The sequence below is a fragment of the Mesorhizobium sp. M0778 genome, assembly GCF_040320105.1.
Classification (GTDB): domain Bacteria; phylum Pseudomonadota; class Alphaproteobacteria; order Rhizobiales; family Rhizobiaceae; genus Mesorhizobium.
Map to the genome: position 1 here is coordinate 39,836 of NZ_JAMYPA010000029.1, position 20,096 is coordinate 59,931.

At 62.3% G+C, this 20,096-nt stretch carries 21 protein-coding genes and 3 pseudogenes; 18 read left to right on the top strand and 6 right to left on the bottom strand.

Translation table 11 applies throughout. The annotated features are described in order from the left end of the window. Window positions 1-47 precede the first annotated feature (47 nt). Together panC and panB are read right to left on the bottom strand one after the other, a co-directional pair. Window positions 48-908, bottom strand: coding sequence for a pantoate--beta-alanine ligase (gene panC / locus NKI22_RS28140; protein ID WP_352959272.1), 861 nt, complete (start codon window positions 906-908; stop codon window positions 48-50). Continuing rightward, window positions 905-1,765, bottom strand: a complete 861-nt coding sequence (gene panB, locus NKI22_RS28145) for a 3-methyl-2-oxobutanoate hydroxymethyltransferase (protein ID WP_352959274.1) — start codon at window positions 1,763-1,765, stop codon at window positions 905-907. The genes panC and panB overlap by 4 nt, the downstream gene beginning before the upstream one ends. Before the next feature lie 173 nt (window positions 1,766-1,938). Between panB and NKI22_RS28150 the strand changes: the two genes are divergently transcribed. From NKI22_RS28150 to NKI22_RS28205, 12 genes and pseudogenes are all read left to right on the top strand, one after another. Beyond that, entirely contained in the window at window positions 1,939-2,907 is a 969-nt protein-coding gene (locus NKI22_RS28150) for an NUDIX hydrolase (protein ID WP_352959300.1), read from the top strand. A gap of 66 nt (window positions 2,908-2,973) precedes the next feature. Next, the gene (nadA, locus tag NKI22_RS28155; protein WP_352959276.1) at window positions 2,974-3,948 is read left to right on the top strand and encodes a quinolinate synthase NadA; all 975 of its coding nucleotides are present in this window, start codon (window positions 2,974-2,976) and stop codon (window positions 3,946-3,948) included. Then, entirely contained in the window at window positions 3,945-5,486 is a 1,542-nt protein-coding gene (locus NKI22_RS28160) for an L-aspartate oxidase (RefSeq protein WP_352959278.1), read from the top strand. The genes nadA and NKI22_RS28160 overlap by 4 nt, the downstream gene beginning before the upstream one ends. Next, window positions 5,486-6,340 carry a carboxylating nicotinate-nucleotide diphosphorylase gene (nadC, locus tag NKI22_RS28165; RefSeq protein WP_352458523.1) on the top strand — a complete coding sequence of 285 codons (855 nt, stop codon included), beginning with the start codon at window positions 5,486-5,488 and terminating at the stop codon, window positions 6,338-6,340. Before NKI22_RS28160 ends, nadC begins: the two co-directional genes overlap by 1 nt. 95 nt (window positions 6,341-6,435) lie before the next feature. Beyond that, window positions 6,436-7,434 (top strand): biotin synthase BioB, encoded by a 999-nt coding sequence (gene bioB / locus NKI22_RS28170; protein WP_352959302.1) that lies wholly within the window; start codon window positions 6,436-6,438, stop codon window positions 7,432-7,434. Further along, complete coding sequence (locus NKI22_RS28175) at window positions 7,431-8,585, top strand: 8-amino-7-oxononanoate synthase (RefSeq protein ID WP_352959280.1); 1,155 nt, start codon at window positions 7,431-7,433, stop codon at window positions 8,583-8,585. The genes bioB and NKI22_RS28175 overlap by 4 nt, the downstream gene beginning before the upstream one ends. Beyond that, complete coding sequence (gene bioD / locus NKI22_RS28180; RefSeq protein ID WP_031194973.1) at window positions 8,582-9,217, top strand: dethiobiotin synthase; 636 nt, start codon at window positions 8,582-8,584, stop codon at window positions 9,215-9,217. Before NKI22_RS28175 ends, bioD begins: the two co-directional genes overlap by 4 nt. Continuing rightward, window positions 9,217-10,482, top strand: coding sequence for an adenosylmethionine--8-amino-7-oxononanoate transaminase (locus NKI22_RS28185; protein ID WP_352959282.1), 1,266 nt, complete (start codon window positions 9,217-9,219; stop codon window positions 10,480-10,482). Before bioD ends, NKI22_RS28185 begins: the two co-directional genes overlap by 1 nt. Next, window positions 10,479-11,462 carry a 3-oxopimeloyl-[acyl-carrier-protein] synthase BioZ gene (gene bioZ, locus NKI22_RS28190; RefSeq protein WP_352959284.1) on the top strand — a complete coding sequence of 328 codons (984 nt, stop codon included), beginning with the start codon at window positions 10,479-10,481 and terminating at the stop codon, window positions 11,460-11,462. Before NKI22_RS28185 ends, bioZ begins: the two co-directional genes overlap by 4 nt. A gap of 55 nt (window positions 11,463-11,517) precedes the next feature. Beyond that, a pseudogene (locus NKI22_RS28195) lies at window positions 11,518-11,830 on the top strand (aspartate 1-decarboxylase); the annotation flags it as partial. Between the two features lie 93 nt (window positions 11,831-11,923). Next, window positions 11,924-12,067: a hypothetical protein gene (locus tag NKI22_RS28200; protein WP_023722083.1), complete on the top strand. Its 144-nt coding sequence runs from the start codon at window positions 11,924-11,926 to the stop codon at window positions 12,065-12,067. Window positions 12,068-12,521: 454 nt separating this feature from the next. Then, complete coding sequence (locus tag NKI22_RS28205; RefSeq protein ID WP_352959288.1) at window positions 12,522-12,698, top strand: hypothetical protein; 177 nt, start codon at window positions 12,522-12,524, stop codon at window positions 12,696-12,698. Between the two features lie 172 nt (window positions 12,699-12,870). Here the strand turns inward: NKI22_RS28205 and NKI22_RS28210 are convergent. Both NKI22_RS28210 and NKI22_RS28215 read right to left on the bottom strand, forming a co-directional pair. After that, window positions 12,871-13,432: pseudogene (locus NKI22_RS28210) on the bottom strand (S46 family peptidase). A 46-nt stretch (window positions 13,433-13,478) separates the two neighbouring features. After that, entirely contained in the window at window positions 13,479-13,841 is a 363-nt protein-coding gene (locus NKI22_RS28215) for a S46 family peptidase (protein ID WP_352959290.1), read from the bottom strand. Between the two features lie 426 nt (window positions 13,842-14,267). Here NKI22_RS28215 and groES point away from each other — a divergent pair, with 426 nt between their 5' ends. The 6 genes from groES (at window position 14,268) to NKI22_RS28245 (ending at window position 18,810) form a co-directional block, all read left to right on the top strand. Further along, on the top strand, window positions 14,268-14,564 hold the full coding sequence (gene groES, locus NKI22_RS28220) for a co-chaperone GroES (protein WP_352453535.1): 297 nt from the start codon (window positions 14,268-14,270) through the stop codon (window positions 14,562-14,564). A gap of 65 nt (window positions 14,565-14,629) precedes the next feature. After that, entirely contained in the window at window positions 14,630-16,294 is a 1,665-nt protein-coding gene (gene groL, locus NKI22_RS28225) for a chaperonin GroEL (protein WP_352484139.1), read from the top strand. A 206-nt stretch (window positions 16,295-16,500) separates the two neighbouring features. Next, on the top strand, window positions 16,501-16,635 hold the full coding sequence (locus NKI22_RS28230; protein WP_352959304.1) for a hypothetical protein: 135 nt from the start codon (window positions 16,501-16,503) through the stop codon (window positions 16,633-16,635). Further along, a complete protein-coding gene (locus tag NKI22_RS28235) occupies window positions 16,604-16,774 on the top strand; it encodes a hypothetical protein (RefSeq protein ID WP_352959293.1) in 171 nt (56 codons plus the stop codon). The genes NKI22_RS28230 and NKI22_RS28235 overlap by 32 nt, the downstream gene beginning before the upstream one ends. 76 nt (window positions 16,775-16,850) lie before the next feature. Further along, the gene (locus tag NKI22_RS28240; protein ID WP_352469027.1) at window positions 16,851-17,084 is read left to right on the top strand and encodes an ABC transporter permease family protein; all 234 of its coding nucleotides are present in this window, start codon (window positions 16,851-16,853) and stop codon (window positions 17,082-17,084) included. A 643-nt stretch (window positions 17,085-17,727) separates the two neighbouring features. Further along, on the top strand, window positions 17,728-18,810 hold the full coding sequence (locus NKI22_RS28245; RefSeq protein WP_352469026.1) for an HPP family protein: 1,083 nt from the start codon (window positions 17,728-17,730) through the stop codon (window positions 18,808-18,810). Window positions 18,811-18,926: 116 nt separating this feature from the next. Here the strand turns inward: NKI22_RS28245 and NKI22_RS28250 are convergent, their stop codons facing one another. Together NKI22_RS28250 and NKI22_RS28255 are read right to left on the bottom strand one after the other, a co-directional pair. Then, a complete protein-coding gene (locus NKI22_RS28250) occupies window positions 18,927-19,526 on the bottom strand; it encodes a cold-shock protein (RefSeq protein ID WP_352959295.1) in 600 nt (199 codons plus the stop codon). 279 nt (window positions 19,527-19,805) lie between these two features. Next, a pseudogene (locus tag NKI22_RS28255) lies at window positions 19,806-20,018 on the bottom strand (3-methyl-2-oxobutanoate hydroxymethyltransferase); the annotation flags it as partial. Window positions 20,019-20,096 lie beyond the last annotated feature (78 nt).

Consider the following 20,096-nt stretch of genomic DNA (forward strand, 5'->3'; position numbering starts at 1 on the left):
TTGTTTTAAACAATCCCGGACCGATACAGGGCGTGCCGAGGACCCCGTTAATCTGGTGAAACCCGTGATATTCTGACGTTGTCTATGAGCCGTGTGCCGCCGAGCCAGGCCGCGACAAGCAAGCGTGCCGGTTGGTCAAGGCTTGTCATGGGTCGCAGATCTGCCTCGTCGCGAAGTTCTAGGTATTCGACCTCGCGATAGCCTGCAGCCAGAATTGCTGCGCGCGCTTCGGCAAGCGTTGGCAGGACGGGCGAGCCGCGGGCAAGCCGCTCAGCCGTCTCGAGCAAGACCGATGGTAGCTCGGGGGCAACAGCACGCTCTGCTGGCGAGAGCCGGACATTGCGCGATGATAGTGCAAGACCGTCGGCTTCGCGGACTGTCGGACAAGGAACAATGGTGATTGGAATATCCAGGTCCCGGGCCATACGCCTGACTAACTGAAGCTGTTGAAAGTCCTTTTCGCCAAAGAAGCCGAAGTCAGCGCTGGTCTGCAGGAAGAGCTTGGCGACGACGGTCGCCACGCCATCGAAATGTCCCGGCCGGAAGGCACCGCACAGGCCCTCGCTGACACCGGACACCGAAACGGTCGTGGCGAAGGCCGCCGGATACATCTCCTCTGCGTCCGGCGTATAAAGCAGGTGCGCGCCAAGCGGTGCCAGCTTGGCGGCATCCTCGTCCTCGGTGCTCGGATACGCGGCGAGATCGGCCTGGCTGTTGAATTGCTTCGGGTTGACAAAGAGCGTCACGATCACCCGGTCGGCCTTCTCGAGTGCCGCGCGCACCAGGCTGAGATGGCCCTCATGCAGGACGCCCATCGTTGGCACCACGGCAATCCTCACGCCCTCGCGGCGCCATGCGGCGACGATTTGGCTAAGCTGGGCAACGCTCCTGACAATCGGCACGCTCACGCTGCTTCTCCGCTCTTGGTGGCGTCCCCGTCGGCGGGCTTGGGCGCATCGGCAAACACGTGCTCGGCGGCCGGAAACTGGCGCTCCTGCACTTCCCGCGCATAGGCCGCGATCGCAGCCGCAGCGGCCTCCCCCAGTTCAGCATAGCGCTTGACGAATTTGGGCCGGAAGTCGCCGAAGAGGCCCAGCATGTCGTCGACGACGAGAATCTGGCCGTCACAGGCTGCCGAGGCACCGATCCCAATGGTCGGGGTCGCCACCTCCCCGGTGATCCGGCGGGCGAGCGCCTCGGGAACCTTCTCCAGCACGACCGCAAAGGCGCCCGCTTCGCTCACCGCAAGCGCGTCGCGCCTGATGCGCTCGGCATCCCCGCCTCTGCCCTGCACGCGGTAGCCACCGATGGTGTTGATCGCCTGCGGCGTCAAGCCGACATGGGCCATGACCGGCACGCCGCGCGCGGCGAGGAAGCCGATCGTCTCTGCCATCGTTTCGCCGCCTTCGAGCTTGACGGCCGCGCAGCCGGTCTCGGCCATGACGCGCGCGGCATTGCGGAAAGCCTGCTCGGGGCTTTCCTCGAAGGAACCGAACGGCAGGTCGACGACCATCAGCGCCTGCTCGAGGCCACGGCGCACGGCCTGGCCGTGCGTGATCATCATCTCCAGCGTCACACCGAGCGTCGAGGGCAGGCCGTGGAGAACCATGCCGACGCTGTCGCCGACCAGCACCACATCGCAATGGGGATCGACAAGCCGGGCGACTGGCGTCGTGTAGGCGGTAAGGCAGACGAGCGGCGTCCCACCTTTGCGCGAACGAATATCCGGCGGTGTGATCGCCTTGGTGTCACCAAACGCACTCAATGGACCCTCCTTCCCCAACGTTACCAACCGCGGGTGTCGCGTTTGCCACATTTTTGTGCAAGTGCGAAGAGCTAAAAATGGCCGTGCAGCTGTGCGGTGTTGACGTGCGGACAGGCGCGCTTACACTTAAATCGATTCAGGCGCCCCCGAGCTGGCCAACCACTTTCGCGAACATGGACGATCAGGCAAAAGGACCCAGGAAAGACAGAGCCGCCGTCAAGGCCGACGAAGTCAAAGTGGACCTGATCGCCTTTGTCGTCGCCGTAAACGACAGTGAACCCTGTGTCCTCACCATCGGCCAGGCGGACACCCTGCCCTCCGGACCATTTGCGCTTGAGCACCGATCGCTGCAATCCGGTTTGAGGGGGTGGGTCGAGCAGCAGACCGGCCATCCGCTGGGGTATATTGAGCAACTCTACACCTTCGCGGATCGGGATCGCATCGGCGCCGAGCGCCAGCAGCGCGTCATCTCCATCAGCTATCTCGCATTGACCCGCAAGGAACAGGCAGCTGGCTCGCCCAAGTGCGGCTGGCAGAGCTGGTATGAATATTTTCCATGGGAGGACCACCGCTCCGGCACGCCTCCGGTCGTGCTGGACGTTCTGCGACCGCGCCTGATTGAATGGGCAGACGGCGTCAGCGACGCGGCCGCGCGACGTGAACGCTGGCAGCGGGCGACGATAGCCTTCGGCTTCGACGACCGCCTTTGGAACGAGGAACTCACGCTTCAACGCTATGAGTTAGTCTACGAAGCAGGCCTGGTCCAAGAGGCCGGAAGCGGACGGGACGCGACGCTGCCTCCGCTGGTGCCCAGCAAGTCTATGGTCGCCGATCATCGCCGCATCGTGGCGACCGGCATTGCGCGGCTGCGCTCCAAGATCAAATACCGGCCGGTCGTCTTTGAGCTGATGCCGCCGGTCTTCACGCTTTTGCAGCTGCAGCGAACCGTGGAGGCGCTTGCCGGCAGGCTCGTGCGTAAGCCGAACTTTCGCCGGCTGATCGAGCAGCAGGAGCTGGTCGAAGAGACCGGAGAGGCAACCGCGGAGACCGGCGGCCGGCCAGCGAAGCTTTACCGGTTCCGCCACGCCGTTCTCGACGAGAGGGTCATCGCCGGGACAAAATTGCCGCTGGCGCGGGGTTGACATCGCTTATACTCACAGCAAGTATATGCTGGTTATTTTCAACTAGAGTATAAGCTGGAGGGGTCGATGAGCGCCATGCTGCCTACGGCCGCGTTTCTGTACGAGCGCGTCCGACGAGTGATCCCGCCGATCGAATGGCCGGCTTTCGTCGAGGATATCGAGGCGATCCTTGCACTGAAGCGCGAGCGCAACGCCATCATCCTGGCGCACAACTATCAGACGCCCGAGATCTTCCATTGCGTGGCCGACATCGTCGGCGACAGCTTGGCACTGGCCCGCACGGCTGCGACGATCGAGGCGCAAGTCATCGTGCTGGCCGGCGTACATTTCATGGCCGAAACGGCCAAGCTGCTCAATCCGCAAAAGACGGTGCTCATTCCCGACCTGCGGGCAGGCTGTTCGTTGGCGGAATCGATCACGGCAGAAGACGTGCGCTTGATGCGCCAGCGTTATCCCGGCGTGCCGATCATCACTTATGTCAACACGTCGGCCGAAGTGAAAGCCGAGTCGGATATCTGCTGTACATCCGGCAACGCCAAGGCGGTCGTCCAATCCCTTGGCGTTCCCCAGGTGATCATGTTGCCGGACGAATATCTGGCCCAGAATATCGCCGCCCAGACCGATGTGCAGATCATCGCCTGGAAAGGGCATTGCGAGGTGCATGAGCGCTTTACACCGGCCGACATCCGCGACTTGCGCGAAAGCCATCCCGGCGTGATCGTGCTCGCGCATCCCGAATGCCCGCCCGACGTCGTGGCTGAAGCAGATTTTTCCGGCTCGACCGCTGCCATGTCCGACTATGTCGAAAGGCAAAGGCCGGCACGTGTCATGCTGATGACCGAGTGCTCGATGAGCGACAACGTCGCGTTAGCGCACCCAGAGGTCGAGTTCATCCGGCCCTGCAATTTGTGCCCTCACATGAAGCGGATCACGCTTGCCAACATCCGCATGGCGCTCGAGCAGAACCACCATATCGTAACCATCGAACCCGGGATCGCCGGGCGCGCGCGGATTGCGGTCGAACGGATGCTGGCAATTTGAGCGCCGATGTCCGCAGCTTCTTCGGGCGGCCCATCATCATCGGCGGCGGCATCGCCGGATTGATGACCGCGCTTCAACTGGCGCCGGAGCCGGTGCTGCTTCTGTCCAGGACGCTGCTGGGAGCTGACAATTCGAGCACCTGGGCACAGGGTGGTCTGGCTGCAAGTTTCGGCGAAGACGACGATCCGGCACTGCACCTGGCCGATACGCTTGCCGCCGGGGATGGTCTCTGCGACAGAAACGTGGCGAGCCGCATCCTCCAAGCCGCGCCAAAGGCGATAGAGGGGCTTGCGGGCTTTGGGGTTCCCTTCGACCGTACACCGAAAGGATCACTGTGCCTCGGATTGGAGGCCGCACACAGCCGACGTCGCATCGTTCATGCGCATGGTGACGGCACCGGGCGTGAGATCATGCGTGCCCTGATCGCGGCTGTGCGTTCCACACCGTCGATTGTTGTCGTGGAGGGCGTGGAAGCGCGCCGGCTGGCGGTGCGAGAGAATGCGATCCGAGGCGTCTGGGCGAGCGGTTCGATAGGACCTGTCTTCTTCGGCTCACGGCGGGTCGTCCTCGCCACCGGTGGGATCGGGGGACTGTTTCTCGACACCACCAATCCTTGGGCCAGTTGGGGACAGGGTCTGGCGCTTGCGGCCCGCGCTGGAGCTGTCCTTGCCGACCTCGAGTTCATCCAGTTCCACCCGACCGCGCTTGACGGCCCGGAACGCCCTATGGTGCTGGTCAGCGAGGCCGTCCGCGGCGAAGGTGCTGCCCTGATCGACGAAACCGGCCAGGCTTTTCTCCAGAGCGTGCCAGGGGCGGAACTTGCGCCTCGCGATGTCTTGGCGCGCGCCGTCTGGAACCATCTTGCCAACGGCCACCGTGTTTTTCTCGACGCGCGGCAACGGCCTGGCCCGGAATTTGCTCGACACTTCCCGACAATCGCATCAGCCTGTCGTGGAGCGGGCATCAATCCCGCGCGCGATCTCATCCCCATTCGTCCGGCCCAACACTACCACATGGGTGGCGTTGCCGTGGACGGCGACGGTAGGACGTCCGTCAAGGGGCTGTGGGCCTGCGGCGAAGTCGCTTCGACAGGACTGCATGGCGCCAACAGGCTCGCCAGCAATTCCTTGACCGAGGCCGTCGTGTGCGCGCGCTGGGTCGCTGAAAGTGTCGCCGGAACGCCTGCTCGCAGAACAAAGCCTGCGTTTGCGGACGTTTACCCATCGCCCGCTCCGATTCTGGTGCGTGTTTTCCTGTCGCGCGCACTCGGCATCGTCCGGGATGGTGAAGGTTTGAAAGCAGCCGCACGTGCCTTATTGCCGCTCGCCGAAAGCAAGGACGCGGCCTCGGATGCGGCGGCTGTCGGGCTGATGATCGCGGTTGCCGCCTTGTTGCGCCAAGAAAGCCGCGGCGCTCATTACCGGACAGATTTTCCTCATCATGCGACTGTCGCCCGACGGTCCGAAATCACCCTCGAAGCCGCCTTGGCCGCTGCGCGGGAACTCGGACACTCGCCAAGCCTCGAAGGGGCAAAGTGATGACGCTCTCACCGCTTCCCACGGTCATGCTTGAGCCGCTTGTAAGGGCAGCTCTTCTTGAAGACCTTGGCAGAGCCGGCGACTTGACCACGGAGGCGATCGTGCCGAAGGCACACCAAGCGGGAACCGTGCTGGCGGCGCGCCAGTCCGGAGTTGTCGCCGGCCTCGATCTGGCGATGCTCGCTTTCCGCTTGATTGATCCTGATGTCGAAATTTCGGTGGAGCGGGCAGACGGCTGCAATGTCATGGATGGAGAGGTCATTGCATCAGTGGTTGGCCCTGCCCGGGCCATTCTCACAGCCGAACGGACGGCACTCAATTTTTTGTGCCATCTGAGCGGCATCGCTACAGCAACGGCATCGATCGTCGCTGCGGTTCGTGGATATGGCGCGAAGATCGTCTGCACGCGCAAGACGACGCCCGGATTGCGGGCAGTCGAAAAATATGCCGTGCGCGCAGGTGGCGGATCCAATCACCGCTTCGGCCTCGACGACGCAATTCTGATCAAGGACAACCACATCGCCATCGCAGGCGGCGTTCGCCCGGCGCTCGAGCGAGCACGAAGACGGGCCGGTCATCTCGTCAAGATCGAAGTCGAGGTCGATACGCTGGCCCAGTTGGAGGAGGTACTTGGCTTCGCTCCCGATGCGGTTCTGCTCGACAACATGTCCCTCGCCGATCTTCGCCGCGCCGTCGCAATCGTTGGCGGCCGTGCTATCACCGAGGCTTCTGGCGGGATCGCATCCGATACAGCGCGAGCGATTGCCGCGACCGGCGTTGATCTGATTTCAGTCGGCCGACTGACCCACAGCGCGCCGATCCTGGATATCGGCCTCGACTATTGGGGCTCATGATTGCCTGAGGAACGGACAGGATCGAATCAACTGTCCTTTCCGATCGTCATCAATCAGACAGCAAAGCAAGGCAGAACCGGAGGAACAGCATGGACATGCAAACGGCCAGTCCAACGCAGACATCGCCACAGGCTCAATCCCCTGACCCTGGAGCGTGGACCCTGGAGAAGGCTCGGGCACTTCACGATGCCCCCTTCAACAATCTCCTCTTCCTCGCGCAAACCGTGCACCGCCAGAATTTCGATCCCAACAAGGTCCAGCTCAGCCGGCTGCTCAGCATCAAGACGGGCGGATGCCCGGAGGATTGCGGCTATTGCAGCCAGTCGGCGCATCACGAGACCGGCCTGAAGGCGTCGAAGCTGATGGAGGTCCGGCGCGTCGTCGCCGAGGCGAAGAAAGCGCGTGACGCCGGCGCAACCCGCTATTGCATGGGCGCGGCCTGGCGAAACCCCAAGGCGCGCGACATGGATGCGGTGGTGGCGATGGTCGAAGGCGTCAAGGCGCTGGGCATGGAGACCTGCATGACGCTCGGCATGCTCGATCGTGAGCAAGCCGCTCGACTGAAGCAGGCTGGTCTCGACTTTTACAACCACAACATCGATACGTCGGAACGCTACTATAGCGAGATCATCAGCACGCGGAGCTTTGCCGAGCGGCTCGAGACGCTCGAGCACGTTCGCCAATCCGGCATCAAGGTCTGCTGCGGCGGCATTGTCGGCATGGGCGAGGAGCCGGTGGACCGGATCGGCATGCTGGTGACGCTGGCCAACCTGCCGGAACATCCGCAAAGCGTTCCGATCAACATGCTGATCCCGATCCCCGGCACCCCGATTGCCGACGCCAAGCCCATCGAGCCGATCGAATTCGTGCGCGTGATCGCGCTGGCGCGCATCATGATGCCGAAATCGCATATCCGTCTTTCCGCCGGCCGTACGGCCATGACCGACGAGATGCAGGCGCTGTGCTTTTTTGCCGGCGCCAACTCGATCTTCGTCGGCGACACGCTGCTGACGGCGGACAATCCCGGTGAGGACAAGGATACCCTGCTGTTCCGGCGCCTTGGCATCGAACCGATGGAACTCGAGGCGCAATGAACGGGGCACCGCTTGCCCGCTATGAGGCGACCTTGCAGGGACTGGCGCGCAAGGACCGGCTGCGGACGCTGAAGCCGCGCGCCGGGCGCGACTTCTCGTCGAACGACTATCTCGGGCTTGCCGCCTCCAAAAGACTTGGCGAAGCGGTTGCGGCGGCGATTGCGCGGGGCACGTCGGTTGGCGCCACCGGGTCGCGGCTGTTGCGCGGCAATGCACCGGAACACGAGCAGCTCGAAGCAGACGCGGCGGCATTCTTTGGAGCCGACCGCGCGCTGTTCTTCGGCAGCGGCTACATCGCCAACTTCGCTCTGCTGACTGCGCTGCCGCAGAAGGGCGACCTTTTGGTCCTCGATGAGCTCGCCCATGCCAGCATGCATGAGGGGGCACAGGCCGGACGTGCCGAGTTCAAGCTGGCCGCGCACAACGACGTCGATGCTGTCGAGGACGCGATCAGGCGTTGGCGCGCCGAAGGCGGCATGGGATGCGTCTGGATTGCGGTGGAAAGCCTATACAGCATGGATGGCGACTGCGCGCCTTTGGAGAGCCTGGCCGCGCTTGCCGATCGGCACAACGCATTCATCGTCATCGACGAGGCGCACGCCACCGGCGTCTGGGGACCGGACGGCCGGGGGCTGGCCGCCGCTTTCGAGGGCCGCGACAACATCGTCGCGCTCCACACCTGCGGCAAGGCGCTCGGCGCATCTGGTGGGCTCGTGACCGGACCGAGGACACTGTGCGAGTATCTGATCAACCGTTGCCGGCCATTCATCTACGCCACCGCGCCCTCGCCGCTGATGGCGGTCGCGGCGCGCGAAGCGCTCGCAATGCTCGCCGACGAGCCTATGCGGCGTGTTCTACTGCATGAACGCGTTGCCTTCGCAGGCCGCCAATTGGTCGATCGCTGCGGCGTGATACCAAGTGGCTCTCAGATCCAGCCCTTGGTAATCGGCGATGTCAGGCGCACCATGGCAGTGGCGGCGCGCCTGCAGGCCCGCGGCTTCGACATACGCGGCATTCGTCCGCCGACCGTACCCGAGGGCACGTCGCGGCTGCGCATCTCACTGACGCTCAATATCGGCGAAGCCGACATTTCCGCCATGGTCGAGGCGCTCGTCGAGGTGTTGGCTCAGACACGACCGGAGGCGACATGACCAAGCGCATCGTCATCACCGGAACAGACACCGGAATTGGCAAGACGGTGTTTTCGGCCGGGCTTGCCGGCCTGCTTGACGGTTTCTACTGGAAGCCGGTGCAATCGGGCCTCGACGGCGAGACCGACAGCGAGGCGGTTGCGCGACTTGCCGGGCTGCCGTCGGGGCGCGTGCTGCCGGAAGCCTACCGCTTGAAGAGCCCGCTTTCGCCGCATCGTTCGGCCGAAATCGACGACGTTTCGATCGAGGCTGCCGATCTTTCATTTCCGGTCCTGCCGACACCGCTCGTCATCGAAGGCGCCGGCGGGCTGATGGTGCCGCTGAACCGCCGGACAAGGTTCATCGACATATTCGAGCAATGGCAGTTGCCGGTCATTCTGTGCGCCCGCACCGCGCTCGGAACAATCAATCACACCCTGCTGTCGATCGAGGCCCTGCGGGCGCGCGCTATCCCGCTGGCTGGCATCGCCTTCATCGGCGATGAGATGACCGATACGCAACGGACGATCGTGGAATTCGGCGACGTGCCGCAACTCGGCAGGCTGCCGCACCTCGATCCGCTGACGGACAAAACGCTGAGACAAGCGATGATTGCCGGCTTCGACCTCGCTTTGATTGCCGGAGGCGGATGATGCCGCAATCCCGTGTGTGGCATCCCTTCACCCAGCACGCGCTCGAGCCGGCGATCCCTGAAATCGTCCTGACTGAAGGCGCGTATCTCCACAAAGCCAATGGCGCGCGCGTTCTGGACGCCATTTCCTCCTGGTGGGTCGTCACCCATGGCCACCGCCATCCCCGCATTATAAAGGCGATCGAGACGACCGCCTCGAGCCTCGACCAGATCATCTTCGCAGGTTTCACGCACGAGCCTGCCGAATGCTTGGCCAAGGCGCTTGTCGGACTCGCTCCCGCCGGACTCGACTGGGTGTTCTATTCCGACAGCGGCTCGACCAGCGTCGAAGTCGCGCTGAAGATGGCGCTCGGCTATTTCCGCAACACCGGCGCTCCGCGCTCGCGCATCGCCGTCATGGAGCACAGCTATCACGGCGACACCATCGGCACGATGAGCGTCGGCGCCCGCGGCGTGTTTAACGCCGCCTACGAACCCTTGCTGTTCGAGGTCGATACCATTCCCTTCCCGGCCGCCGGGCGCGAGCAGGAAACACTGGATCGGTTCGAGGCCGTCAGCCGCGACCAGCGCGCCGCCGCCCTGATTGTCGAGCCGCTGGTGCTTGGCGCCGGCGGCATGCTGATGTATCCGGCCTGGGTTGTCACCGAATTGAAGAAGATCGCCGAGACCTCCGGCACGCTGCTGATCGCCGATGAGGTGATGACCGGCTGGGGACGCACCGGAACCATGTTCGCCTGCGAACAGGCATCGATCTCTCCTGATATCCTTTGCACCTCGAAAGGCTTGACCGGTGGTACCATCCCGCTCGCGGCCACGCTCGCCACCGATGCCATCTTCCAGGCCCACTATTCCGACGATCGGAAGAAGACTTTTTTCCACTCGAGTTCCTACACCGCCAATCCGATTGCCTGTGCGGCAGCACTTGCCAATGTCGAGATCTGGCGCGACGAGCCGGTGACCGAGCGGATCGCGGCCTTGAGCGCGAAGCAGGCCGCCGGGCTTCAACGCTTTCGCCACAATCCCTACTTCACTGACAGCCGGACGACCGGCACCCTCGCGGCCCTCGACCTGCGCGCCGGCTCTGCCGGCTATCTGGCCGAGATCGGGCCGAAGCTGCGCGCATTTTTCCTCGAGCGCGGCCTGCTCGTGCGCCCGCTCGGCAATGTCCTCTACCTTCTGCCGCCCTATTGCATCACCGGCGAGGAACTGGACGGGCTCTATGACGCCATCGAGGAGGCCGGCGAACGCTTCGGTTCGAAGCCATGACCAGGTCGTCGCGCATTCTCGGGTTTGGCCATCATGCGCCTGGGCGCAAAGTGGAGAATGCCGAGATCGAGAACAATCTCGGGCTCGAACCTGGCTGGATCGAGCGGCGCACCGGAATTCGCTCGCGATTCTGGGCAACGGATGAAGATACGCTGTCTGGTCTTGCCACGCAGGCTGGCGACATGGCGCTGGCGAACGCCGGCATTGCGCGCCACGACATCGGTCTGCTGTTGCTTGCCACCTCGACGCCCGACCATCTTCTGCCGCCCAGTGCACCCCTGGTCGCACACAAGCTCGGCCTTGGCCGCGCAGGCGCGGTCGATCTGACCGGTGCCTGCGCCGGCTTCATCTATGCGCTGATGTTTGCGGACGGATTTACCCGCCTGCACGGCAAAGCGAGCCTTGTCATCGCCGCCAATATCCTCAGCCGCCGCATCAATCCCTCTGAGCGCGCCAGCGCCGTGCTGTTTGCCGATGCCGCCGGCGCCCTCGTGATCGGTCCCTGCGAGGATACTGATCGGGGGATTCTCGGTGCCTCCGTGGATTCGGACGGCTCGCGATACGGGCTGATCCAGATTCCCGCAGGAGGAAGCAACAAGCCGTTCCACGGTGACCTCGACCTCGCGCAAAACCGAATGACGATGACCGACGGCCGCGAAGTGTTCGCAAAGGCCGTCGAGATGATGACCGATTGCTCGATAAGCGCGCTAGCCGCTGCCGGAGTGCGACCACAGGATGTCGACCGGTTCGTGCCGCATCAGGCCAATGCTCGCATTTTCGATGCGGTCGGGCGAAACCTCGGCGTTGCCGATCACCTGATCGTCAAGACGATCGCCGAATATGGCAACTCTTCCGCCGCGACGATCCCGCTGTCGCTCTCGGTCGCCAACCAGACGGAGCCATTCGAGCCTGGAGAGAAAATCCTTCTGGCGGCGGCAGGTGCGGGACTCAGCGGCGGCGCTCTCGTCTTCGGAATTTAGCCGGCCGACTCACGCGCGCAGGACTGGTCATGAATGGCAATGGACAACGGGACCAATGCGAAAAATAGTCGCCGGCAAGCTGCACGGCATCCACGTCACCGAAGCAAACCTCAACTACCACGGTTCGATAACGCTCGACCCTGACCACTGCGAAGAAGCCGGGATCCTGCCAATGGATTCGTGGGAGACATGGAGCAAGACTTCCGGCGCGCGAATCTCGACCTATGTCATCCTCGGCGAGCGCGGCTCTCGATGCTGCATCCTCAACGGCGCGGCCGCCGCCCGGACCTGCCAGCCCACTCCATCCATCTGGACGAAGCGCGCATTCCTCTCTGAAGCCGCGGATCGTTACATTCGTCATCAACAATGTCGTCGGCTTTCTGACCGATGGCAATGCGCTGACGCGGACGGCGTTGACGATTAGATCGGCAGGGGCGCTTCAGCAGAACTTTCGCTGGTTGATGGAGCAGCAGGAACTGGTGGAGGAGACCGGCGAAAGTGCATTTGATACCGGCGGTCGGCCGGCGAAGCTTTATCGCTTCCGCCACCATGTCCTCGACGAAACGGAGGTCGCCCGGACAAAATTGCCGCTGGCGCGGGCTTGACATCCTTTATACTCAACGTAGAAATATCCCTTATAATCAATTCGATTATAACGAGAAATTCATTCGCACCGTCCGAACCCACGGTCTCGCTCGGGAAGCCCGTATGAGTGGATCGAAGTGATCTTGGAAATGAAACGCCCGAGGACGGGCTTTCAACCTTTGTCGTGAAGGAGGTGCCGCGCGCCTGGGCCAATGCCTTGCGGCAACGGTGAAGGATGTATACCGCCAGTAAACGCGTGCGTCAAAGTCGCTATCGAATGTACCGTTCGTCTAAATGTGCGATACGTTCGATTTGTGCAAGTAACACTTGGAAGAGGTGTTGCATAAAAGAAACGTCTAATTACATAAAGCAGGCAATCTAAACTTTAAACTTGCACAAATGAGCGTGGGGCGCCCTGTTCCAGGGCGCCTTTTTTAAGGATTATCATTAGACTCTCTCCCGGGGGAACTGTGGGTGAAGAAACAACGCATCGTCCTGCTGGCAGCTGTTTTGGCGTCTGCCTTTGGCTTTTTTTTGCTGATCCTGATCCTGCAGATGGTCAGTTTTTTGGTGACTAGGCACGCGCAAGCGGGATGGATCGCGCAGAGACACGCGGAATTTTTTTTCGCCAGCGAAACCCCGACGACCTGATGGGGAGTCGCCCCAGCAGGGTGGGAGCCACGTCCAGTGCCACCGACCATGCGAGATGCCGATTGTTGGCGCGTCTGTCAGTTCGCGCGGCCATATTCATTCTGGTGCCGATCTGTTGCCTTTTCTGCTTTTCCCATGCGTTTTAGGCCGAGCCAATTTGTGAAGCGGGCGGTCAATGGATCTGCGCCTCGCGATTGCCTGCCGTTGCCTGATTGATCTGGGCGGGATAATCCGAGAGCGAACGCTGCAACCGCGGTTCGAATTGCGCGAAGTTGAACCGGACTTCATCCGCGGTCAGGAACTGGTGGGTTGCGCCGGGAAAGCCGGCGACCATCACAAGGTCGCCTTCCTTGACGCCTTCACAGGCTATGGGTAGCCAACTCTTCGGCCGGTAAGGCACATTGTCGCGCGCATATGGCCGGGAGGAACCATCAGGAGCGACATAGGCGCGATAAAAGCCGAAGTGGCCCGTGTGGCGCAGCCACATCCAGTTGTCCGTTTGGCCGCCGAAGTTGCCGATGCCGAGCGCGGGCGCATAGACGAGGCGCACGTCCTCAATTTCGAGCTTCTGGAGGAGATAGTAGGAGACGCCGCCATACGTCGCAACGGCGATTGGGCTGTCCTTCACATGCGGCGATCAGGGCCTTTTTGTTCGTGGCGAGCCGCTCATAGCGGGCAAACCCGTTCAGCTTGTCCGAGACGCTCTTGAGCATTTCGGCGGTCACATCCCGCATGTCCTCGATCACATAGATGCGGCTGCCTGGCGCCGCGGGCAATTCTTCACCCAGGGCTCTTCGCCAGAAAGCCGTCTGTGAGATAGTCCTGGCCCTCCTTGCTGTGGTATTGGATGGATTCTAACACGCAATGATGATTGGTTGCGACCAGCCCTTGTGGACTGACGAACGAGGCGGAGCATCCGCCCAGTGATACGATCGCGTTGAGCGGGTCAGCGTCTAGACGGCCCAGCTGGGCGGGATAGATCTGGAGCCCATCCGCGCGCATGGCCGCGCACACTTCCGCAGTCTGGCCCGGCATCCACATACCTTCGTCCGCCGATGTAGCCGTGACTGTCCAGAGCAAGGCGATGGCAGTTGCTTTGGCCAAACATTTCAAATTCGAGTTCGTGCTGACTGTCGCTCTCATCTTGCCTCCTGTTCTCCGCAGATTGGATTGGTGACTATCGGGATGGCCGGAGTCCTGGCGCCCGCGCGGCGGCCACACCGTAAAGACCGAGTGGACGGCTAACGCAGGAATCCTGATGGCGCTCACCTCTCATCATATCGGTCGCGCGCAACGTTTGCGGATCATTCGCTGCACCAATCGTGCCAAATGAATAAAGCCTTCAGTTACAAATGGTGAGCCGCCCCATCCATGTGCGATCTCCGACGTCTTTCACGTAAAGGGCTCGGTGCTTCCACGCTCGTTTGCTCTTCGCCCGTCCCTCTTCCGTCTTGACTAGCAGGAGCCTACGGCCTATCTCACTGCCGCGTTAGCACTCGCTTCTGGTGAGTGCTAACCACGCTCCGGCAACGGAGAACCGTTCAACATCCGCACCAGGGAAATCCAAAAATGGCAAAGTCGAATTTCCGGCCGCTGCATGACCGCGTGGTCGTTCGTCGGGTTGAGTCCGAAGCGAAGACCGCCGGCGGGATCATCATCCCCGATACGGCTAAGGAAAAGCCGCAGGAAGGCGAGATCATCGCCATCGGTTCCGGCGCCCGTGACGAGGTCGGCAAGCTCGTCCCGCTGGACGTCAAGGCCGGCGACCGCATCCTGTTCGGCAAGTGGTCGGGCACCGAAGTCAAGCTCAATGGCGAAGACCTTCTGATCATGAAGGAAGCGGACATCATGGGCGTCATCGGCTGACACGCCGCCGCCTTTCATCCGCACCATCCAATCTGAATTTCGGGCGAAATGCCCAGGAGTAAAAAATGGCTGCCAAAGACGTAAAATTCTCCCGCGACGCTCGTGAGCGCATGCTGCGCGGCGTCAACATCCTCGCCGACGCGGTGAAGGTCACGCTCGGCCCCAAGGGCCGCAACGTCGTCATCGACAAGTCGTTCGGCGCACCGCGCATCACCAAGGACGGCGTCACCGTCGCCAAGGAAATCGAGCTTGAGGACAAGTTCGAAAACATGGGCGCGCAGATGGTCCGCGAAGTTGCTTCGAAGACCAACGACATCGCCGGCGACGGCACCACCACCGCGACCGTTCTGGCACAGTCGATCGTCCAGGAAGGCCACAAGGCGGTTGCCGCCGGCATGAACCCGATGGACCTCAAGCGCGGCATCGACCTCGCCGTCGCCGACGTCGTCGCGACGCTGATCAAGAACGCCAAGAAGATCAAGACCTCGGAAGAGGTTGCCCAGGTCGGCACCATCGCCGGCAATGGCGACGTGTCGGTCGGCTCGATGATCGCGGAAGCGATGCAGAAGGTCGGCAATGAGGGCGTCATCACCGTCGAGGAAGCCAAGACCGCCGAGACCGAGCTCGAAGTCGTCGAAGGCATGCAGTTCGACCGCGGCTATCTCTCGCCCTACTTCGTCACCAATGCCGAAAAAATGGTTGCGGATCTGGAAGACGCCTACATCCTTCTCCACGAGAAGAAGCTCTCCAACCTGCAGGCCATGCTGCCGATTCTCGAGGCTGTCGTGCAGACCTCGAAGCCGCTGGTCATCATCTCGGAAGACGTCGAAGGCGAGGCCCTGGCCACGCTGGTCGTCAACAAGCTGCGTGGCGGCCTGAAGATCGCCGCCGTCAAGGCGCCGGGCTTCGGTGATCGCCGCAAGGCCATGCTGGAAGACATCGCCATTCTCACCGGTGGCCAGGTCATCTCCGAAGACCTCGGCATCAAGCTCGAGAATGTCGGCCTCAACATGCTCGGCCGCGCCAAGAAAGTGTCGATCTCCAAGGAGAACACCACCATCGTCGACGGCGCCGGCAAGAAGGAAGAAATCCAGGGCCGCGTCGCCCAGATCAAGCAGCAGATCGAGGAGACCACCTCGGACTACGACAAGGAGAAGCTGCAGGAACGTCTCGCCAAGCTGGCGGGCGGCGTTGCCGTCATCCGCGTCGGCGGTGCGACCGAAGTGGAAGTCAAGGAAAAGAAGGACCGCGTCGATGACGCCCTCAACGCGACCCGTGCGGCCGTCGAAGAAGGCATCGTTCCCGGCGGCGGCGTCGCCCTGCTGCGCGCTTCGCTGGCCATCACCGTCACCGGCGCTAACTCCGACCAGACCGCCGGCATCGCAATCGTGCGTCGCGCGCTGCAGGCTCCGGCCCGCCAGATCGCGGCCAACGCCGGTGCGGAAGCATCGATCGTTGCCGGCAAGATCCTTGAGAACAAGGGCGCGACGTTCGGCTTCAACGCCCAGACCGGCGAATATGGCGACATGATCGCCATGGGTATCGTCGATCCGGTCAAGGTTGTGCGCACGGCTCTGCAGGACGCGGCCTCGGTCGCCGGCCTGCTGGTCACCACCGAAGCTATGATCGCCGAGGCTCCGAAGAAGGAGTCGGCTGGCGGCGGCATGCCGGCTGGTATGCCCGGCGGTGGCATGGGCGGCATGGGCGGCATGGGCGGTATGGATTTCTAATCCAGCCCCCTATCAACCTACAGCGGAAAGGGCGGCAGCAATGCCGCCCTTTTTTGTGTGCCGAGCATGATCGACAGCTTGGAGGTGCAAGTCCTCTACCCAGCTGATGGCGGCGAAGCGCAACGGCGTCGTCGTGAGACGGGTCTGGCCGTGTCCTTTCGTTCAGCCGCTGGTCGAAACTCACGATCATCGTGCTGCCTTCCGCCGTGCCGTGGATCTTTACAGGGCTGCGAGAAGGCCTTGCCAACGGCTGGCAGACCCTGGTTGCGGTAGAACTCATCGCATCGTTCGAAGGGCTCCGATTACCTGATGGCCTATGGTCGTCAGCTCTTTCAATTTGAACTCGTTCTTTCGGCCATGATCGTGGTCGGCCTGACCGAATTGGTGATCCACGGCCTGCTCACGCTTGCCGAAAACTATCTGCAACGCTGGCGTCCGGAGACCCACGATCAGCCTGATCACGATTGCAGGTCGGGATAGGCTGTCGCACGACGCTTCCATCGCACCGCCGGCCTTCCGCTTCATCGGCCGACATCTGCGGCCGCTTGCGGTGTCGATGGCGCTGCTCGCGATTTGGGAGTTGCTCGCCCATGCCGGCGCTGCTGACCCACGTTTTCTACCGCGGCTGGGAGAGGTGGCGGCCCGCGGCATGGCAGAGTTCAGCCGAGGTGGCCTCGGCTCCAATCTTCTGGCGAGCCTGGAACGTGACCTGATCGGTTTCGTGTGTGGCAGTGTGGCGGAATCGCGCTTGGTCCGGCGATCGGATTTTCCCGCCTTATCGAACGCCTGAGAGGCTCGTGGTCGCGGTTGTGTTACCGCTATTACGTGACCTGATCACGTTGACGATGCCAGCACCTTCATTGGCCACTTTCTGGACCATGTACGTCACATCAGGCTCCCCCGCCCGATCGACACGAGCCGGCTCTGTAACCACGCCGCCGTCATATAGCGGTTCCACGACGGCACTGGCGGCAGTCGTCTTCTCAGCGGCTACTGGTGGACGTTTCAGCAGCCAACGAATCCGATGGTGGCAAGGACAGGCAGACCAAGCACCGCGTAGAAGCCGTACTCCGCTGGAGTTTGCCTCGGAAGTGGAGCGACAAGGGCCTGATTTGTCTTGCCATGCCGACATTGTCAGCACGCTTTTCGAAGCCTCTGAATTCCTTAGTGTCCATCCCAGCTCGACCTCCGACCATCCCCATTTCCGGCTGCCCGCGGCACGGCAGCCCTTGGCCTCTAGCTGCGCTCGAGCGGATCAGCGTGCCGTCCGCCTCCTCTGGCTGATCAAAATGCCTGCACCCATTTGGCAATGGCCGCTTCGCGCAAAAGTTTTCCCCCGTGAGCCGACTTTCCGAATTGGCTTAACTTCCAAATCTGTGGCTTTGCCTGCATTGCGGAGCGCGGAGTTCCGACCACTCGCCCAAGGGTATGCCATGGCGTTTCGTCTCTTTGTTCCGATCCTTGCCGGTGCAACGCTGCGCGAGCGGCTGCTCGCCTGCATCGGGGCCATGATCGGCATCGCATTGACTGGCGTGATCAGTGCGCTGGCGAACGGGTCTGGCCCACATGTCGCACTGCTGGTTGCTCCAATGGGAGCATCGGCCGTGCTGCTCTTTGCCGTGCCTTCAAGCCCGCTGGCGCAACCTTGGTCGATTATCGGTGGCAATACGATTTCGGCGCTGGTCGGGGTGATCGTGGCGCATTTCGTGCATGAACCCGTCCTTGCTACCGGCATTGCGGTGGCGCTGGCGATCGCCGCCATGTCGTTCACGCGCTGCCTGCATCCGCCGGGTGGCGCCGCCGCCTTAACTGCGGTGTTCGGCGGACCGGCCGTCTTCAGCTCGGGCTTGCTGTTTCCCTTCGTTCCGGTAGCGCTGAACTCGATCGTGCTGGTCGCACTCGGCTACGGCATCCATAAACTGTCGCGGCGCAACTATCCGCATGTGGCGGCTCCCGCCCTTAAAAGCGCGCATGGAACCATCGATCCGCCGGCGCGGGAGCGGGTCGGCTTCCAGCCCGAGGATATCGATGCCGCGCTCGGCGCGCTGGAGGAAACCTTCGATATCGACCGCAACGATCTTGAGCGGCTGCTACGGCAGGTCGAGTTGCAGGCGATGGTGCGCTCCCACCGGACCCTGCTGTGCGAGGACATCATGTCGCGCGATGTGATTTCGGTCGATGAACATGCGCCTGCCGACCAGGCGCGTCACTTGCTGCTCGATCACAACATCCGGACGCTGCCGGTGACCGACGCCGAGGGCGGGCTGGTCGGTGTAGTTGGCCTGCGCGAGCTGACGAAGGCGACCGACGCGGTGAGGGCTGTGATGTCGAAGGCTGGCACCGCCTCTCCCGATACGCCGGCCATGAGCCTGCTGCCGGTGCTCACCGACGGCCGCAGCCATGCCGTGGTCATCGTCGATGCCGAGCGACGCATTATTGGGCTGATCACCCAGACCGACCTGCTGGCAGCGGCAGCGCGCGTGCACATGGCGGACACAACGCTGGCAGCGGCATAAAATAGGGATCCGGACTTGCTCAATCCGGGAACCCGATGGGGCGCCAATAGGATAGCAGTATGGCGGCCGCCCGACGCTCTCCGGCATCTCCTTCGAGGCGAGCAATGCATCGCCGTCTAGGCAAGGCGAATGCTCCGGACTTCCCAGCCTTTCTTGCCTTGCCCGCCTTCGACAAACACCTTCTGTCCCGCCACCAGCACGCTGAGCCCTGAGCGCGTCAGGGCGCTGGCATGAACGAAGACGTCCTTCTCACCGTTGTCAGGAGCAATGAAGCCGAAGCCCTTTTCGGGTTTGTACCACTTGACCGTGCCCCCCCTCTCCAGCTGCGCACCGGTTTCAACGAAGGTCCCTCCAGCGACGCGCGTATGTGACGGAGTTTTCGAGCGGTGATCGCCGATCTCCAGCACCTGCGCGACTTGATGACCTTTTGGACTTTTTTCGACCGTGATCTTGAGAGGCGTCCCCGCGGCAACATCCCGGCTTCCGGCCGCCTCTAACACTCGCACGTGCAGATAGGCCTCCGTGCCGTCCGACAGTTTGACGGAGCCAAAACCCTTGCTGACTGTGAACCACAATACCTCCGCATCGACAGGATCTGCCGTCACGGGCGGCGGGCGCTGAAAATAGCTTGGCTCGGAAGTCCGTTCCGAAAAGGAAACGGGGTCATCGTCATAGCGATGCCGGCGTGGCTCGCGATGGTCTCGATATTTGCCCATGATCATCTCGACTGGCATGGATGGCGCACTGCGCTACCGTCAAGATAATCTCAATCGGGCGACGCGTTTATGTCAAAAAGGCCGTGAAGGCCGCAGCTGTGCCCGGCCTATCGGCCGAACCCTTTGAAACTAGATTCATTTCCCCTGAAACAATAGTGCCGGCGAGTCGATTTACTGACTCGCATAGGTTGTGTTGGAGTGCGAGTGCGATGATGCTGGCGCGGGCGCACTGGAAGGGCTTTATCAGGCATTGCGGAAAGCCTGCTCCGGGTTTCTTCAAAAGGAACCGAACGGCGGGTCGACGACCATTTGCGCCGGCTCCAGGAGCGCAGGCCTGACCGTGCATGATTATCATCTCCAGCGTCACGCCCAGCGTCGACGCCAAGCCGTGGAGAACCATGCCGCGCTGTCGCCGACGAGAACAACGTCGGAATGTCGATCGACGAGCTTTGAATCGGCGCACTCAATGGGCCTCCTTCCCCAAGCACGGATGTCGCGTTGGCACTTTTTGTGCAGCTGCGAAGAGCTAAAATCGCCACGACGGGTGGTGTTGACGCGCCGACAATTATC

Excerpts from the sequence above, each read along its gene's own strand:
- groES (WP_352453535.1), top strand. The coding sequence starts at position 14,268 with ATGGCAAAGTCGAATTTCCGGCCGCTGCATGACCGCGTGGTCGTTCGT.
- groL (WP_352484139.1), top strand. The coding sequence starts at position 14,630 with ATGGCTGCCAAAGACGTAAAATTCTCCCGCGACGCTCGTGAGCGCATG.
- NKI22_RS28250 (WP_352959295.1), bottom strand. The coding sequence starts at position 19,526 with ATGGGCAAATATCGAGACCATCGCGAGCCACGCCGGCATCGCTATGAC.
- NKI22_RS28240 (WP_352469027.1), top strand. The coding sequence starts at position 16,851 with ATGGCGCTGCTCGCGATTTGGGAGTTGCTCGCCCATGCCGGCGCTGCT.
- NKI22_RS28215 (WP_352959290.1), bottom strand. The coding sequence starts at position 13,841 with ATGAGAGCGACAGTCAGCACGAACTCGAATTTGAAATGTTTGGCCAAA.
- bioZ (WP_352959284.1), top strand. The coding sequence starts at position 10,479 with ATGACCAGGTCGTCGCGCATTCTCGGGTTTGGCCATCATGCGCCTGGG.
- NKI22_RS28175 (WP_352959280.1), top strand. The coding sequence starts at position 7,431 with ATGAACGGGGCACCGCTTGCCCGCTATGAGGCGACCTTGCAGGGACTG.
- bioB (WP_352959302.1), top strand. The coding sequence starts at position 6,436 with ATGCAAACGGCCAGTCCAACGCAGACATCGCCACAGGCTCAATCCCCT.
- NKI22_RS28200 (WP_023722083.1), top strand. The coding sequence starts at position 11,924 with ATGGAGCAGCAGGAACTGGTGGAGGAGACCGGCGAAAGTGCATTTGAT.
- NKI22_RS28235 (WP_352959293.1), top strand. The coding sequence starts at position 16,604 with ATGGCCTATGGTCGTCAGCTCTTTCAATTTGAACTCGTTCTTTCGGCC.
- nadC (WP_352458523.1), top strand. The coding sequence starts at position 5,486 with ATGACGCTCTCACCGCTTCCCACGGTCATGCTTGAGCCGCTTGTAAGG.
- NKI22_RS28150 (WP_352959300.1), top strand. The coding sequence starts at position 1,939 with ATGGACGATCAGGCAAAAGGACCCAGGAAAGACAGAGCCGCCGTCAAG.
- NKI22_RS28245 (WP_352469026.1), top strand. The coding sequence starts at position 17,728 with ATGGCGTTTCGTCTCTTTGTTCCGATCCTTGCCGGTGCAACGCTGCGC.
- nadA (WP_352959276.1), top strand. The coding sequence starts at position 2,974 with ATGAGCGCCATGCTGCCTACGGCCGCGTTTCTGTACGAGCGCGTCCGA.
- NKI22_RS28185 (WP_352959282.1), top strand. The coding sequence starts at position 9,217 with ATGCCGCAATCCCGTGTGTGGCATCCCTTCACCCAGCACGCGCTCGAG.
- bioD (WP_031194973.1), top strand. The coding sequence starts at position 8,582 with ATGACCAAGCGCATCGTCATCACCGGAACAGACACCGGAATTGGCAAG.